At 43.3% G+C, this 15,700-nt stretch carries 15 protein-coding genes and 1 tRNA gene; 3 read left to right on the top strand and 13 right to left on the bottom strand.

The annotated features are described in order from the left end of the window. Nucleotides 1-10: 10 nt before the first annotated feature. Both QQL60_RS03150 and QQL60_RS03145 read right to left on the bottom strand, forming a co-directional pair. Entirely contained in the window at nt 11-901 is an 891-nt protein-coding gene (locus QQL60_RS03150) for a DUF58 domain-containing protein (RefSeq protein ID WP_273181939.1), read from the bottom strand. A 5-nt stretch (nt 902-906) separates the two neighbouring features. Continuing rightward, entirely contained in the window at nt 907-1,926 is a 1,020-nt protein-coding gene (locus tag QQL60_RS03145; protein WP_284452095.1) for an AAA family ATPase, read from the bottom strand. Between the two features lie 305 nt (nt 1,927-2,231). Between QQL60_RS03145 and QQL60_RS03140 the strand changes: the two genes are divergently transcribed. Then, entirely contained in the window at nt 2,232-3,596 is a 1,365-nt protein-coding gene (locus tag QQL60_RS03140) for a sensor histidine kinase (RefSeq protein WP_284722394.1), read from the top strand. Next, nucleotides 3,593-4,258 (top strand): response regulator, encoded by a 666-nt coding sequence (locus QQL60_RS03135; protein WP_284452097.1) that lies wholly within the window; start codon nt 3,593-3,595, stop codon nt 4,256-4,258. Before QQL60_RS03140 ends, QQL60_RS03135 begins: the two co-directional genes overlap by 4 nt. A gap of 27 nt (nt 4,259-4,285) precedes the next feature. Here QQL60_RS03135 and QQL60_RS03130 read toward each other — a convergent pair whose 3' ends face one another. From QQL60_RS03130 to queA, 10 genes are all read right to left on the bottom strand, one after another. After that, complete coding sequence (locus tag QQL60_RS03130) at nt 4,286-6,376, bottom strand: hypothetical protein (protein ID WP_284722393.1); 2,091 nt, start codon at nt 6,374-6,376, stop codon at nt 4,286-4,288. A gap of 155 nt (nt 6,377-6,531) precedes the next feature. Next, a complete protein-coding gene (gene ahpF, locus QQL60_RS03125; RefSeq protein WP_284722392.1) occupies nt 6,532-8,106 on the bottom strand; it encodes an alkyl hydroperoxide reductase subunit F in 1,575 nt (524 codons plus the stop codon). Between the two features lie 74 nt (nt 8,107-8,180). Then, nucleotides 8,181-8,747: an alkyl hydroperoxide reductase subunit C gene (gene ahpC, locus QQL60_RS03120; RefSeq protein WP_007145541.1), complete on the bottom strand. Its 567-nt coding sequence runs from the start codon at nt 8,745-8,747 to the stop codon at nt 8,181-8,183. A gap of 184 nt (nt 8,748-8,931) precedes the next feature. Beyond that, a complete protein-coding gene (gene pqqA / locus QQL60_RS03115) occupies nt 8,932-9,003 on the bottom strand; it encodes a pyrroloquinoline quinone precursor peptide PqqA (RefSeq protein WP_081443609.1) in 72 nt (23 codons plus the stop codon). Nucleotides 9,004-9,179: 176 nt separating this feature from the next. Next, entirely contained in the window at nt 9,180-10,475 is a 1,296-nt protein-coding gene (gene bioA / locus QQL60_RS03110) for an adenosylmethionine--8-amino-7-oxononanoate transaminase (RefSeq protein WP_284722391.1), read from the bottom strand. A 109-nt stretch (nt 10,476-10,584) separates the two neighbouring features. Further along, nucleotides 10,585-10,911 (bottom strand): HesB/IscA family protein, encoded by a 327-nt coding sequence (locus QQL60_RS03105; RefSeq protein WP_284452101.1) that lies wholly within the window; start codon nt 10,909-10,911, stop codon nt 10,585-10,587. A gap of 150 nt (nt 10,912-11,061) precedes the next feature. Then, nucleotides 11,062-11,508: an Rrf2 family transcriptional regulator gene (locus tag QQL60_RS03100; protein ID WP_007145544.1), complete on the bottom strand. Its 447-nt coding sequence runs from the start codon at nt 11,506-11,508 to the stop codon at nt 11,062-11,064. Between the two features lie 57 nt (nt 11,509-11,565). Then, nucleotides 11,566-12,351 carry a serine O-acetyltransferase gene (gene cysE / locus QQL60_RS03095; RefSeq protein WP_007145545.1) on the bottom strand — a complete coding sequence of 262 codons (786 nt, stop codon included), beginning with the start codon at nt 12,349-12,351 and terminating at the stop codon, nt 11,566-11,568. Beyond that, entirely contained in the window at nt 12,348-13,079 is a 732-nt protein-coding gene (locus QQL60_RS03090) for an RNA methyltransferase (protein ID WP_007145546.1), read from the bottom strand. The genes cysE and QQL60_RS03090 overlap by 4 nt, the downstream gene beginning before the upstream one ends. Next, nucleotides 13,063-14,106: a tRNA preQ1(34) S-adenosylmethionine ribosyltransferase-isomerase QueA gene (queA, locus tag QQL60_RS03085; RefSeq protein ID WP_284722390.1), complete on the bottom strand. Its 1,044-nt coding sequence runs from the start codon at nt 14,104-14,106 to the stop codon at nt 13,063-13,065. The genes QQL60_RS03090 and queA overlap by 17 nt, the downstream gene beginning before the upstream one ends. A 181-nt stretch (nt 14,107-14,287) precedes the next feature. On the opposite strand from queA, the gene QQL60_RS03080 reads away from it, so the two are divergent. Further along, a tRNA-Leu gene (locus tag QQL60_RS03080) sits at nt 14,288-14,374 on the top strand. 597 nt (nt 14,375-14,971) lie between these two features. Here QQL60_RS03080 and QQL60_RS03075 read toward each other — a convergent pair. Next, a complete protein-coding gene (locus tag QQL60_RS03075; RefSeq protein ID WP_007145549.1) occupies nt 14,972-15,571 on the bottom strand; it encodes a helix-turn-helix domain-containing protein in 600 nt (199 codons plus the stop codon). Nucleotides 15,572-15,700 lie beyond the last annotated feature (129 nt).

The raw sequence follows: 15,700 nt of genomic DNA, 5'->3' as shown, positions 1-15,700 counted from the left end.
GTCTGCATTCCTATGAGTTTTTCATGGCGTAAAAATATTCGGTCAACTGCTGTGGTGTGATATCACCCTCAACATAAAGCGGTCTGATGCGATAACGCATAAAACAGGCTGAAAGTTGAGAAAAATGATCCTCCATCTGCTGTTGCCAACGCTTCTTAATACTGGGTCGCATCCACACGCTGTGCCGTTGTCCCGTCTCTGCATCTCGCGTTTCAGCCCAACCTGCGTGAGACGGAAAATGATCAACATCATCATGTCGCCATACAATCGGAATCACCGTGTATTGAGATAATTTGCGCAGACTTTGTTCTAACAAACTGAGATCAAAACAGAAATCAGAGGCTAGAAAGATCATGGCCCGTTTACTATTAATCAGATCTGTTGCCTGTGTCAGTCCCGCCGCACCCGCCGCTTTTGGTTTAGCAGCGCCCATCAACCGTTCAGCTGCAAACGCGGGCATACTGCGTTGTCTGGTGGGCATAATGGTCATGTCCTGACGCCATTCACTATCAAAGGCGGTCATGGCAAAACGATCACCAATACCAATCGCACTATGGGCAATCATATGGGCCAACTTAGCCAATCGTTCATGATTAACACTGGATACGGTCATCGATTGACTGATATCTGACATTAACCACAGCGTGACGGAAGCACGTTGCTGATAACGTTTTACCAACCAGCGCTGCTGACTCTGCTGTGTGACATCCGCTGCCTGCTGACGCAAGCTGGCACGAATGTCCAGGCGCCGTGGGTCAGGGTAATCAAACAAGTCAGCAAACCCAGCAAAACGATCACCACTACCTAATGCTGTGCCGCTGTGAGCACCAGGCACATGACTGAACACTTTATCTGGAAAACGATAAACAAACTCCTGCTGAGGCAGGTTTCTGGTAGCCATACGACTTAAGGTGTCGCAATATGATCGCGGAGTGCTCGAACAAATTGCGGCATAATTTGTTCACGTCGACCTTCATATACTGGTGAAAGGAAAACGCGGTGCGTCATCGATGGTAATAAAACAGTATGAATATCATCCGGTAAAACATGATCTCTGCCATCAAGCCAGGCCGCTACTTTCGCCGCTCTGACCATGGCTGACATACCCCGTACGCTGGCGCCAGCCACCACCAGATCTTCCACGTATATATCAGGCATCTCGATACCTAACTCATGCGGTGTCCAACTGGCATCCCATAATCGCACCACATAATTCTCAATTTCCGGTGATACAAAAATAGCGCGTTGAATATCATGATCCAGTGCATTTAATTGCTGGTAATCCAGTAGTGGTTCACCAATGGTACTCAATAGCTGATCAACATCATGGAAGGCGGGATCAAAAATAAGCTGGCGACGAATCGCATCGTCTGTTGGGCGGCTGATATTAATTTCGAATAAGAAACGATCTCGTGCTGCTGCACTGAGTTCAAAGGTTTCTTCTTTTTCAACGGCATTACGATCAGCAAAAACCACCATATGCGGGAAACGATATTCTTTACCAAAGGCTTCAACACTGCGTTCTGCCATCGCACGCAGTAACAAAGACTGCACCTGAGGACGGGCACGGTTAATTTCATTAAAGAAAAAGACGGCTGTATCTTCACCGTGATTAATCAGCGGACCAGGATCAATCACGGGTTTGCCATCTGCATTAACCCAGGCACTATAGAGCAGGTCATTAGGCATCAAGTCCACACTACCCTCGATACGGCCAAAGGCACCGCCCAATGCTTTTGAAAAGGTACGCAGTAAAGTGGTTTTACCGACCCCAACACCACCTTCCAGTAACACGTGGCCACGAGCATGTAAGGCAATCAAAATCAGTCGAACTGCTTCTTTTTGACCAACGACTACCTTGTTAACAACATCTTCTAATTCCAGCGCATGTTGTCTCGCTGTTTGTAAAAGCTGAGATTCAGCCATTTTCTCTCCCCTTATTGGTTTTTTGTTTTGTTACTTTAGCAAGTCCATTTACAAAAAGTCATTGTGAATCAAAAATTAATCTATTTAATTTCTCATTCAGACCGCTTCGTTATACATATAAAAACGAATGCGTTTAGATACGAACCATGTTCAATCAATGAATGCTATTAGAACTGTATCCTAATCTGTGTTCAGCCGAAATATGCCTAGTATCATCGGGCAAATTTCCCGATGCCTGAAACAGCACTTTGCAGATGTCAGGATTACTCCTAGACTAGTTCTATCTTTATATTAGTGAAAAACAGATGAATCTACAGCTCCAACTCTTTGTGCGAATTTTGATTATCGCGATCATCTGTATTATTGGCAGTACCTGGTATGTCTTATATCAAACTAATCAGCAGGCATTGAGTGAGGCCGAGTCGACTGCAACCCGGATAGAGCATCAAATCAGACAGCAACTGTTACAAATGTTTCAACGTTATGACTTTTCTCAGTCTTTTCCTGATATTGGTTTGTGGCAAAAAATTGAAAGTGTGCCCGGTTCATGTACTCAGTTTTTATCACGTACGCAAAGCCGTCAGCGTAGTTTATGCAACGCCACACAAACATCGAATAAAAATTATCCCATTTGGTTCGGGCATTTTTATGCACAGTTTTTTAACCCCGGTGTGGAAGTGAAACGTTCTGTCAGCTTTAACGCAATAAAGTACGGCACGATACTGGTGACCCTAAATGTCGATATTGAAACAGCCCGTGCCTGGCATAATTTACAAGCCGCACTCGGTGTTCTGGTAGTGACCATCCTGGCATTATGTTGTCTGGTATTTATCACCATTAATCGTATGTTAAAACCGGCAAAAGATATTGTTAGCGGCTTGGAAAAAATGCGGGCCGGTGCTTTATCTGTGCGCTTACCAGATTTTGATATCGCTGAGTGGAAACGCACCAGCCATGCTATCAATGCGTTGGTCAGTACTCAGCAAAATATTCTGGCAGAAAACAAACAGCTGTCTATTAAGATTATGAACACGCAGGAAGAAGAGCATCGTTATATTTCGCGTGAGTTACATGATGAATTTGGCCAGTGTCTTGCCGGTATCAATGCGGTCACGACATCCGTTTCACAAACAGCAAAATCATCCTGTCCAGAATTGGTTGATGAAATACAGTCCATTCGGCACATTACTGCACATATGATGAGTGCACTACGTGATTTGTTAACGCGTTTACGGCCAGCCGAACTGGATGAACTTGGGCTGGAAACCAGTTTGAAACAACTCATAAAAAGCTGGAATCAACGTAGTTCAGGGAAAACCAACTACGTACTATCACTCAGTGGCAGCATTAATGACTTACCAGAGACTTTGGCCGTGCATGTTTATAGAATCGTGCAGGAATGCCTGACGAATATTGCCAAACATGCCAGTGCTGAAAATGCTGACGTTGTCTTGGATATTCAAGATGGCACACTTTTATCATTGATCATTAAAGATGATGGTATCGCTGATTTAAGTGCCTTTTCTAGCAGCAATGGTCTGGGCTTACTCGGTATCCATGAACGTGTGGCAGCCCTAGGGGGTGATCTCAGTCTGGATACACAAACCAACGGTGGCCTGGTTGTCACCATTATCTTGCCGATGAACCCAAAACCGGAAACCAAACTATGAGCAACTCTATTCGAATTATGTTAGTTGATGATCATGCCATCGTCAGAGAAGGCTATCGTGCATTATTACAGAAACAAGCCAATTTCGAAGTCATTGCTGAAGCATGTGATGGTGCTGAGGCCTACTCTCTCTATAAAGAACATCGTCCTGATGTGGTGGTGATGGATATTTCCCTGCCCGGTCAAAGTGGTCTGAAAGCCATTGAACGGATTCGACAGTTTGATAATCAGGCGAAAGTCCTGGTATTCAGCATGCACCAAAATCCCAGCTTTGCCCTGCAAGCCACTCGAGCTGGTGCGCTAGGTTATATTACTAAAAGCAGTGATCCGGAAGTTTTGATTCGTGCCATCGTGCAGATAAGCAATAATAAACATACTTTAAGTGCCGATATCGCTCAGGCGCTGGCAATGGAAAAATTAGGACAAGATCAATCAGCCATTGATGAACTGACCGTTAGAGAGTTTGAAATATTACGACTTCTGCTCGAGGCTAAATCAAGTCAGGAAATAGCTGACTTATTGAACATCAGCCCAAAAACGGTAGCCAACTCACACTACATCATTAAAAAGAAATTAGGGGTCAACAGCGATATTGAACTGACTCGCCTCGCCATAAAAATGAACCTCGTCAACCTGCTTGAGCTGGTTGACGAGGCAACATAATCAGATGATTATCTAATCAATAAGCTATTAACGTGTGTATTGGTAGATAAAAGGTTCACTTCCATCCATGAAATACAGACATTGAAAGCTGTCTTCTTTGATATTGATCATTTCACACACCAGTGTTTCTTTAGTCGCTTCCTGCTGCCACTCATCCTGGCAAGAATCACGGTATTGTGGTGCTGAGATATCAGTTAGCGTAAGTGTTCTGCCATTTTTTTCCCATTGGTAGTTAGATTTGTAAAGATCACAGCTTGCTGCATCATTGCTTTCCTTATAACTACCCGTGCCGTCCTCATTCCATTGCTCAGCACCATCTGACACCCAGTGACAGGTATCATCCAGATAAGCGGTTTTCCACTGGCCAGTGATATCGATATCGCTTGTTTTCAACTGTGGTTTGTTGAGGATCATGCTACCGTCAAGGCTCAAACCACGCTGCTCGACTGCAGTTTGATAACTTAATTGCATTTCCGTACCACGCAACGTGTCCAGTGTAGAGTACATTTCCATACACCCTTCCATACTGGTTCCTGGCAATGCACTAAAGTCAGTCTTTTCAATAAGCTCAACCACTTTTGTGTAGTTCATGCTTGAACCGAAGCCTAGCGCATTTGGGCTTAGGTCTTCAGAACTGATTGCTGCGACAGCTTGTTTCCCTTTCTCGCCACTATAAACAACCACATGTGAGCCTTTAATAGCCGCATAAACCGGGAAGTCCACGGGTAATGGCAGATCTAAAGTCACCTCACTACCATCATCTGGAATACGGATACTGGCCAATTCAGGCACCATTTGTAATAACGATAAAATCCCGGTTGGATTGCTCGTTTCAACACTAAATAAAAAATCGAGTCTCAGAGGAAGCTCACTTTCAGCATCCAGTTCTAAATCAAATAATGATAGACCCACGCCTTTGATACCCTGGGCCATCCCAGTAAGTGCACCTAAGACCATCGGACTCATCTGTTTAGACTTAATTTGGGCTTCTTGCAAATCTGGACAACTAAAATCAGCGTTGGTAAATGCCGTCCATAACTTGGTAACGCCAGGCGTTAAGTTATCCATATCGAGAGCCAGTCCCAGACTGGTAATCTTATCGCCTGGATTGCCCACATGATTTGGGATATGTCCTTGTAAACTTTCCAGAACATTGATGACCATCTCATTGTTTATCTCTAATAGAGCATTTACTTTAGCAATGAGTTGATTACCCTTCACTTCCATATCGTTATAGCCCATCAGTACCCGTGGTGCCTGACTAACCAGTTTTAATGTGTCGGCCTGGCATAGTTGAGCAGCTGGATCATTTAGTGATTTTTTGGCTAATGGCGTATCAGAAAAATAGCGTTTGAAATCTTGTGAAGCCCTTGAGTTGTCAGCGGTGAACAGGCCTTTTAGTAATTTTTCAATATCAAACATAAACACCAAATCGTCGGTGTAATCCTGCTGCTCACGAATATCCGCTAAGGTTTCCTCAAAAGAAACAGGTACGGGTTTCTGGGCGAGACGTTCATCAATGTCTGTTTCCGTATCTTTGGCTGTAATCATGGTCACAATAGCGGAAGAATCAGTTGTGGCTAGAATTAATTGCAGATCATTTTTATCAATCACCCAACTTAAAACCGATTGCTGAGCTAAGGTTTTTTCTTGATAATTCACGCCCACTTTTTCTGAGATGGTTTTAAACAGATTAACGATTTTTTGTTTATCCGCTATGGGCATGTTAATGACAGGGACCAAACCATGTAAGTAAACCGCATAGTCACCTTCATAAGCTAAACCAAAATAGTCACTAAACGCACCATAAGTGCCATCTGTCTTTTCAGTGTAGTCGGTCAATAAGGCGTTTAGAAATTTTGCGGCAGGTGTATCAGCCGTGAGGAGTTCTGACTGAATTTCATTTAAAGCACGTTTTTCTGATGGAGAAAAACCTAAAATTGGCGAGTCAACAAAAAAATCAGCTAACGACTTGCTCGTCGTCCCACCCATATAAAATGCTGTGTCATCAGGCACATACCGCACAATCGCTGATGTCGAAGAATGCTGTTGTTTGTATTTCCAAACACCTAATCCAGCAATAATAATAAGGGCTAACACAAAAAATACTTTTTTCATTACACCTCCCTGTCCTATTCAAAAAAGCTAACATGGTGCAACAAAACAACATCAAACAAAAACCGTTTTTGCAAAAACGTTAAGTACTTTGCAAAAAAAAAGCCTGCTGAGATTTATCAGCAGGCTTTTATTCTTGAAACAAACAGGATTAAGTCCTAGGCTGCTTCACTTTTTTCGTCAAAGTCATTACGAATCAGGTAATCGAATGCCCCTAGTGCAGCTCGAGCACCATCCCCCATTGCCATAATGATCTGCTTGTATGGAATGGTCGTCACATCACCTGCGGCAAACACGCCGGGTAATGAGGTTTGGCCATGGTTATCAATTTCAATCTCACCAAATTTACTGAGTTCGATAGTGCCTTTTAACCAATCAGTATTCGGTATCAAACCAATCTGAACAAACACAGCATTTAATTCAACCGTATGTTCTTGTTCAGTCGCTCTATCGATATACACCAATCCATTAACTTTGCCATCATCGCCGGTAATTTCCGTGGTTTGAGCACCGGTAATGACTTCAACATTATCAAGCGAGAACAGCTTTTTCTGTAACACAGCATCAGCGCGTAACTCACCATTAAACTCAAGCAATGTCACATGACCAACAATACCCGCCAAATCAATCGCCGCTTCCACACCTGAGTTACCACCACCAATCACAGCAACAGGTTTACCTTTAAACAAAGGACCATCGCAGTGAGGACAGTAAGCCACACCATGACCACGGTATTCCTTCTCACCGGGTACGCCCAGTTCACGCCAACGAGCACCTGTCGCTAAGATAACGGCTTTACTAGACAGCGTCGCTCCACTTTCCAGCTCAACGTCAATCATCTTGCCATTCTTTTTCAGACCTTTTGCCCGCTGAAGATTCATCACGTCCACTTCATATTCTTTGACGTGTTCTTCTAAAGCCGCTACTAACTTAGGTCCTTCCGTTTCTTTGACAGAAATGAAGTTCTCAATCGCCATAGTATCCATTACCTGGCCGCCAAAACGTTCAGCCACGATACCTGTGCGGATCCCTTTACGTGCAGCATAAATAGAGGCTGACGCACCGGCAGGGCCACCACCGACAATCAGTACATCAAAGTCTTGTTTCGCACTGATTTTTTCTGCCTCGCGTTTAACCGCACCCTTGTCTAATTTGGAAATAATTTCAGGCAGACTCATACGGCCTGAGCCAAAATTCTCGCCATTCAAATAGACAGTAGGCACCGCCATAATTTTTCGCTGATCCACTTCTTCCTGGTATAACGCACCGTCAATCATAGTGTGCGAAATATTCGGGTTATGAACCGCCATCACATTTAATGCCTGCACCACTTCCGGGCAGTTTTGGCATGAAAGCGAAATATACGTTTCAAAGTGATATTCCCCTTCCAGCCCTTTAATCTGGTCGATCACTTCCTGATCGAGTTTTGTTGGATGCCCACCGACATGTAGCAGAGCCAACACCAGCGATGTAAATTCGTGGCCCATAGGAATACCGGCAAATCGAATTTTTTCCTGTCCATCGGGTTGTTTAATCTGAAACGACGGTTTACGTGAATCGCTATCAGCATCATCAATAAAGCTGATGTCCGCTGACATATCGGCGATTTCTTGCAATAGATCGCGCATTTCAGTCGCTTTAGCACTGTCATCTAATGCCGCAATCAATTCAATTGGGCGTTTGATGTTTTGCAGATAACCTTTCAGTTGTCCGGCGATATTTGCATCCAACATAATAATTTACCTTAATCAATAAGTAGTTTAGTGACGCTGCCCGGGCAATGCCCGGACAGGTCGATATAGCCTGATTAGATTTTGCCAACCAAGTCTAATGATGGAGACAGAGTCTCTTCACCTGGCTGCCAAGAAGCAGGACATACTTCACCATCGTGAGTTGCAACATATTGTGCAGCTTGCACACGGCGAACTAAGTCTTTGGCATTACGGCCAATACCCAGGTCGTTAATTTCAGCGGCTTTGATAACACCTTCTGGGTTAACAATGAATGTACCGCGAAGTGCCAGACCTTCTTCTTCAATCATCACTTCAAAGTTACGGCTGATAACACCTGTTGGGTCACCAATCATTGGGAACTTAATTTTTTTGATGGTTTCTGATGCATCGTGCCATGCTTTGTGAGTGAAGTGTGTGTCAGTTGATACTGAGTAAACTTCTACACCCATTTCTTGCAGTTGAGCATAGTGATCAGCAACATCACCTAATTCTGTAGGACAGACGAAAGTGAAGTCAGCTGGGTAAAAAACGAAAACTGACCATTTACCTTTCAGGTCTTCACTTGAAACTTCGATGAATTCACCATTGTGATAAGCATTCGCTTTAAATGGTTTGATTTCTGTATTAATCAGTGTAGACATTATTTGCTCCTTAAATTTTGCATTAGTGTCGTAAGTGACAGTTCGCATTGTAGTCGAGGTAGATAAATAGGTACAACGACTTAATTCTATTAGTATGATTGATAAAACCGATTAACCAATCGGAAAAATAAAAAAAGCCCTTGAAGTCAAACTCCAAGGGCTTTTTTATTATTATTTATCAATCTTAACGATTGCAAATATACATAGTAACTTCAAAGCCGAAACGCATATCTGAATATTCTGGTTTAGTCCACATAATCAATTCCTCTTTTTAGGGTGCGTTGTTTCTAGGAGTAACAACGTGAGTACATAATAGTAAACCGCCTAAAAAGTCACATCAGCGTATTGCTTGATTCAACTCAGGATTATGCTTATCAAACGATAAAGCAGCTAAGGCAGACACGCTGCTCTCTGCAGAATATGGCTCAATAATCAGTTGGAACTCAGTTTATTCAAAATATTGCCTATAGCATCACATAACAAATGAAGATCAGATTCATCGATAATGTAAGGCGGCATAATATAAATCATGGTTCTGAATGGTCTGATCCAGACGCCCTGATCAATAATAAATCCGGGCAGCCAATCCATCGCTTCATCAAGAGGCTCATTCAATTCAACCACACCTATCGCGCCCTTAACTCTGACATCTTTGACTAATTCATGATCACGATATTTTGTCAGCTCAGTGTTAAGCCTGTTCTCAATAGTTGATACCTGGGTCTGCCAATCACTCTCCAACAGCAAATCAATACTGGCAGCTGCCACACGGCAAGCCAGCGGATTCGCCATGAAGGTGGGGCCATGCATCAACACACCTGAGCCATCTGCCGCAATACCATCAGCCACCCGCTGATTACACATCACCGCCGCCAGCGTCATATAACCACCGGTCAGAGCTTTACCCATACAAATAATATCCGGAACGATACCAGCCTGTTCGTAAGCAAACATGGAGCCCGTTCGACCAAAGCCAGTCGCAATCTCATCAAAAATCAACAGGATATTAAATTCATCACATAAAGCACGGATCTGACGAAGATACTCGGCACAATACACACGCATACCGCCCGCCCCTTGAACCAAAGGCTCGACGATAACAGCGGCTAATTCATGGTGATGTTTTTCCACCAATTGTTTGAAATCTTCGATATAGCTGTCCTGCCAATCAGCATCATGCCGACACTCTGGTGCAGCAGCAAACAAATGCTTCGGCAGCACTTTCTCAAACATCTTATGCATGCCATTAACCGGATCACAGACCGACATCGCGCCAAACGTATCACCGTGATAGCCATTTCTAAACGTTAGCAGTCGATGTTTTTCGGCTTTGCCCTGAGCGAACCAGTATTGAATGGCCATCTTAATCGCCACTTCAACAGACACAGAACCTGAGTCGGCTAAAAATACATACTGCAAACTGTCATCAGTAATCTCTACAAGCTTTCTGGCAAGATTGACTGCCGGTGCATGTGTCAGCCCACCAAACATGACATGAGACATCGAGTCTATTTGCTGATGAGCGGCTTCATTAAGCTTCGGGTGATTGTAGCCATGAATGGTTGACCACCAGGATGACATGCCATCAACCACTTCACGACCATCAGCCAGAGTTAATCTCACGCCTTTTGCTGACACAACCTCGTGTAATAGAGGCGGATTGGTCACGCTGGTATAAGGGTGCCAGATGTGAGCGGCATCAAATTCAAGGTTACTTAGTTCTGTCATGTTATTCACTAGATATTAACTGGCTCATACTGAGCTTTATTTAAATTCATGGTGCTAAAAACAATAATGCCCGCATGTAGCGGGCACTAGTGAGAATAAATATTATCGCTTATTTGGTGACACTGAAACTTTCACCACAGCCACACTCAGAAACCACATTAGGATTTCGGAATTTGAAGCTCTGGTTTAACCCTTCGCGAACAAAGTCGAGTTCCATACCATCCAGTATCGGCATGGCCTCTTCATTAATAACGACTTTGACATCACCCTGTTCAACAACGACATCGTCAGCAGACACGTCGTCTGCATAGTCAAGTGCGTAGCTGTAACCTGAACAACCACTTTTGACGACACCGATTCTTAAACCGACACCTGAAGCACGTTTGGTCATCATATCTCTGACACGGTTAATGGCAGATTCTGTCAATGTAATCATATTTTCACCTATATCACTCAGTGATTAAGACGCTAGCTTATTAAGGATGTTCAATCTGAATGAGAACAAAAGCACTCATCAATTGACATTGAATAATTGGATTGGAAAAGTCTACTACTTAACAGCAGATGCAGTCAGTCGCCGAATAAGCTAAATCATATCAAATGCGATGACTTTCTCGCCGTTTCGACTCTTCTCAAAGTTAGACACAACTTGAGCCAGAGTAATGCCATCAAGATACACACGAATCTGATCACTTAGGCTTTGCCATAACTCATGACTTAAACACTGCTCATGGCCATGACAATTTTGTCGGCCTTCGCACTGGGTACTATCCACTTTTTCATCAACAGCAGAGATAACATCTAAAACAGTAATGGTGTCTGCCGCCCGACTTAATCGATATCCACCACCCGGACCACGAGAACTGCTAACAAGACCTTGTTTTCGCAGTCTGGCAAATAACTGTTCCAGATAAGATAAAGAGATACCTTGTCTTTCTGAAATATCTGCCAGTGTTATCGCGCCTACGCCATAATTGAGGCTGAGATCGAGCATCGCAGTCACCGCGTAGCGACCTTTTGTGGTTAAACGCATTCTTACCAATCCAGAATAAACTTTATCCAGTAAAGTTTACATGCCTGACTATTTTAGTCAACTTTTATTCTCTTCATTATCTTTATAGATATCACAGCCTTCCAGATCCGGCATTTCCACGTCTGGTAACTCGCCTCCGAGCCTGTGAATTGTTTTGCACATGGCATCAACGCGCTTATCCATCGCATGAACATGCTGAATTAAACCATGAATAGCCGTAGCGACCGGGTCCATGGTTTTACTCGATGTGCCATAGGCATCAAAGCCCACAGACTGAGCCAGTTTCTGGCGTTGTTTTTCATCTTCACTCAGATTCGTTTTAACGACCCTGCCCGGCACACCCACAACGGTGTCGCCTGATGCCACATCTTTAACCACCACGGCATTAGAGCCAATACGAGCACCATCATGAAGTGTAATAGGCCCAAGCACTTTCGCTCCGGCACCGACTACAATATTATTGCCCAGCGTAGGGTGACGTTTGCCTTCTTTCCATGATGTACCACCTAATGTCACACCATGATAAAGCGTCACATCATCACCAATTTCAGCGGTTTCACCAATCACGACACCCATGCCATGGTCGATAAAAAAGCGACGGCCAATCTTCGCGCCAGGATGAATTTCAATCCCTGTCAGCCAACGAGCAATCGAGGAAATAAACTTCGCCAACCACTTCCAGTTTGAACGCCACAGCCAATGGCTCAACCGATGACATTGCAGTGCATGCACACCAGGATAAGTTGTGACAATTTCAAAGACATTACGCGCTGCTGGATCACGATCAAATACACAAGAAATATCTTCTTTGATACGTTCCCAACGGCTTATATTTTCTGTCATTCTTTCCTCGCTTTGGTTTCTGCTGCACGCAAAATACCATGCATAATTTGTAGTTCATTACGATCCAGATCAGCCCGGTTGAATAAGCGACGAATCCGCCGTAATAAATACCGTGGATTCTCTGGGTCCAGAAAACCAATCGTCGTTAATGAACGCTCAAAGTGATCATATAAGTGAGCTAAATCGTCGGCTGTTATCGCTTCACGCTCTTCACCAATTCGGCCATGATCAATATTGGGCTGAAAGCTCATTCTGAGTTCATAGGCCACAACTTGTACAGCGGCCGCCAGATTCAAAGAACTATAGTCCGGGTTGGCAGGAATATTAACTAAGTACTGACAACGATCGATCTCTTCATTAGAGAGGCCAGAGTGTTCACGACCAAACACAATAGCTATATGCGTGTCATCATCGAATTTTTCAAGTTGCGTGACGGCTTCACGTGGATTCATCACTGGCACATGCAAGTGACGCAAGCGTGCACTCATCGCAAAAGCATAATGACATCCAACCAGAGCCTCATCGAGACTATCATGAACCACGGCACGGTGTAATACATCATCAGCACCCGATGCCCGCGTAGTCGCTTCAGCACTTGGGTAAATTTTTGGCGAGACAAGATGTAAATTCGTTATCCCCATCGTTTTCATTGCTCTGGCAGCGGCACCAATATTACCCGGGTGCGTTGTCCCTACCAGCACAAAACGAACATTATCCAACGACTTCATTATTATTCCTTGTTATAAACATGGCATCACCGTAACTGAAAAACCGATAACGCTGCTGGATAGCATGCTGATATGCATCCATGATGTGCTGTTTACCTGCGAAAGCAGAGACGAGCATTAATAATGTTGACTCAGACAGATGAAAATTCGTCACCATGGCATCAACACTTTTAAATTGGTAACCGGGATAAATAAAAATATCCGTTTCACCTTGATAAGCTGAAATCTCGCCATTAGCAGAAGCCGACTCTAAAGCACGAACACTGGTAGTGCCCACTGCAATTACACGACCACCGCGTGCCCTTGTTGCTTTGACTTGTTCTGCCACCTGTTCGCTGACATCGATCACTTCTTTATGCATTTGATGCGACCGAACATCATCCACTCTGACAGGTTGGAATGTACCAGCGCCCACATGCAAAGTTAACTCTGCTGTTTCAATACCCGCTTCACGGATTCTATTTAATAACGCTTCATCAAAATGCAGACCTGCTGTTGGTGCTGCTACCGCACCGACATTTCGGGCATAAACGGTTTGATAACGGTCTAAATCTTCCTTATCAACTTCCCTTTCAATATAAGGTGGTAACGGCAGTCGTCCATACGCTTCTAATGCATCAATAACAGACTCAATACCGTGAAACTTAAGTTCAAATAAGGCATCGTGACGGCCCAACACTTCTACATCAAGGGCGCCCTCCAGTTGTAAATGACGGCCTGCAGCAGGCGATTTACTACTTCTTATATGGGCTAACACCCGACTTTCATCAAGTACACGTTCAATTAATACTTCCACTTTGCCACCACTATCCTTCACGCCAAACAGTCGTGCAGGGATGACTTTGGTGTTATTAAACACCAATAAATCAGTCGGTTTCAGCAGAGATAAAAGATCGGTAAATTGTAAATCCTGACGCTGTCCACTATTCCCATCCAAAAACAATAATCGACTGGACGTTCGGTTTTCAGAAGGATATTGGGCGATCAGCTCTTCGGGCAAATCAAATTGGAAGTCACTCGTTTTCATGGCGCGATCATAGCAAAATGTCTATGAAAACAGCATTTAATTAATACAAATCACCATGATTCGTGTGGAATAAATCTACCTTTAGCTATTACTATCAACCAGTTAGATTTTAGCGTCAGTAACAAATCAAAATCGGTCTTCCCATCGACATAGCTAGACGTTATAATTTCGCGCTTAGGTTGCCGGGGTGGCGGAACTGGTAGACGCGCCGGATTCAAAATCCGGTTGGGGAAACTCAGTGTGGGTTCGATTCCCACCCTCGGTACCAACCTAATATCTAGCTCTCATAAATCTATATATTTCTCAATAGCTTAACAAGAACATGATTATATAGTCATGTCTGTCGGCTTTCGATTATTTTAGAAATTCATGCCAGCACTAACATCCAAGAAACTTTTTCTGGATTGTTTTAACAAATTTTACTGTTTGTTAATTGCTAATACATTTATCCGTTTTGCAATCATGGTAAAAACCTTGCTCTGTATAGCTTAATCGCTGGATAAAACTTGGGGCGGCAAACGCCCACTTTGGATGACATCAGGGGTGTAATGTTTTGTTAAGTGGGGCTTGCCATAGAAAAAAAGCGGGCATCTAAAAAGCAACAATTTGAAGCCGAGGAGAGTAAGAGAGAGGTGTAACTGATACCCGCGATTTAGAAAATATAGCATTCAATTATGACTGTTTTATGAATCGACCAATTATCTTTGTTTGAGCTCTGCAAATAACAAAAGATAAGTTTTAACGGCTTACCCTGAATAGCAGATAACTTGCTCAGCTTCACTAAAGGCATAGATAAAACAGTCTCTCTCCTACTCGTAAATTGGTAGCTTGTTTCCCCTACCACTTTAAATTCACAGCTAGCCATTTATCCTGTCTGTTTTTCAAGTAAGCGTTTTATCAAGGCAAAAGATACCGGCTTTTCTTCTAAAATCACATTGTCTGGCAGGGTCAGCTTTTTCATTAAAGCCGCTTTATCGTGTTGGGTCATGATAATAATTTTGGCATGCTGGGTTTCGTTGTTCTTTCTGATAGCACGAGCCATATTTATCACATCGATATCATCCATATCCCAATCAACCATAATGAGGTTTGGTTTATGAAGACCAGACATAATCAACGCATCTAAGCCACAATCTGTTATGTGGATATTGGTCGGTAAGCCTTCCTGCCACTGCAGCAACTGGGATTCATATAATTTAGATAGGTCACGGTCTTTATCAACAAGTAAAACTGTCAGCTCAGCGTTCAGATTGATCGTCGAGTTTTTAGATATTTTTAGCTCTTCAGGAATCGGTTTCCCTAATTTCTCAGCGAGTCGAATCACTTCATCTTCAGAGATTCGTCTATGGCCGCCCAGTGTTTTTACAACATTAATTAAGCCGTTATTTGCCCATAGCTGTATGGTTCTGGCGGTAACACCAAGTAAGCTGGCAAGTTGAGTAGTGGTAAACAATCTTTTTTCCATAACAATCACACCATATTAAGTTGTGTGCAATAGTTTACACTAATTTAAGCTTTTTTTTGATTTTACGCTTAGATTGGGGCAATAAGTAAAATTAGTTATAAATTTGAAAGCCAGGAACTAGCTATTGTA

Origin of the sequence: Methylophaga thalassica, assembly GCF_030159795.1 — a bacterium.
In the GTDB taxonomy this organism is placed as follows: Bacteria; Pseudomonadota; Gammaproteobacteria; order Nitrosococcales; family Methylophagaceae; genus Methylophaga; species Methylophaga thalassica.
The sequence above is the reverse complement of the archived record's forward strand: the minus strand, read 5'-3'. Positions and strand labels throughout refer to the sequence as shown.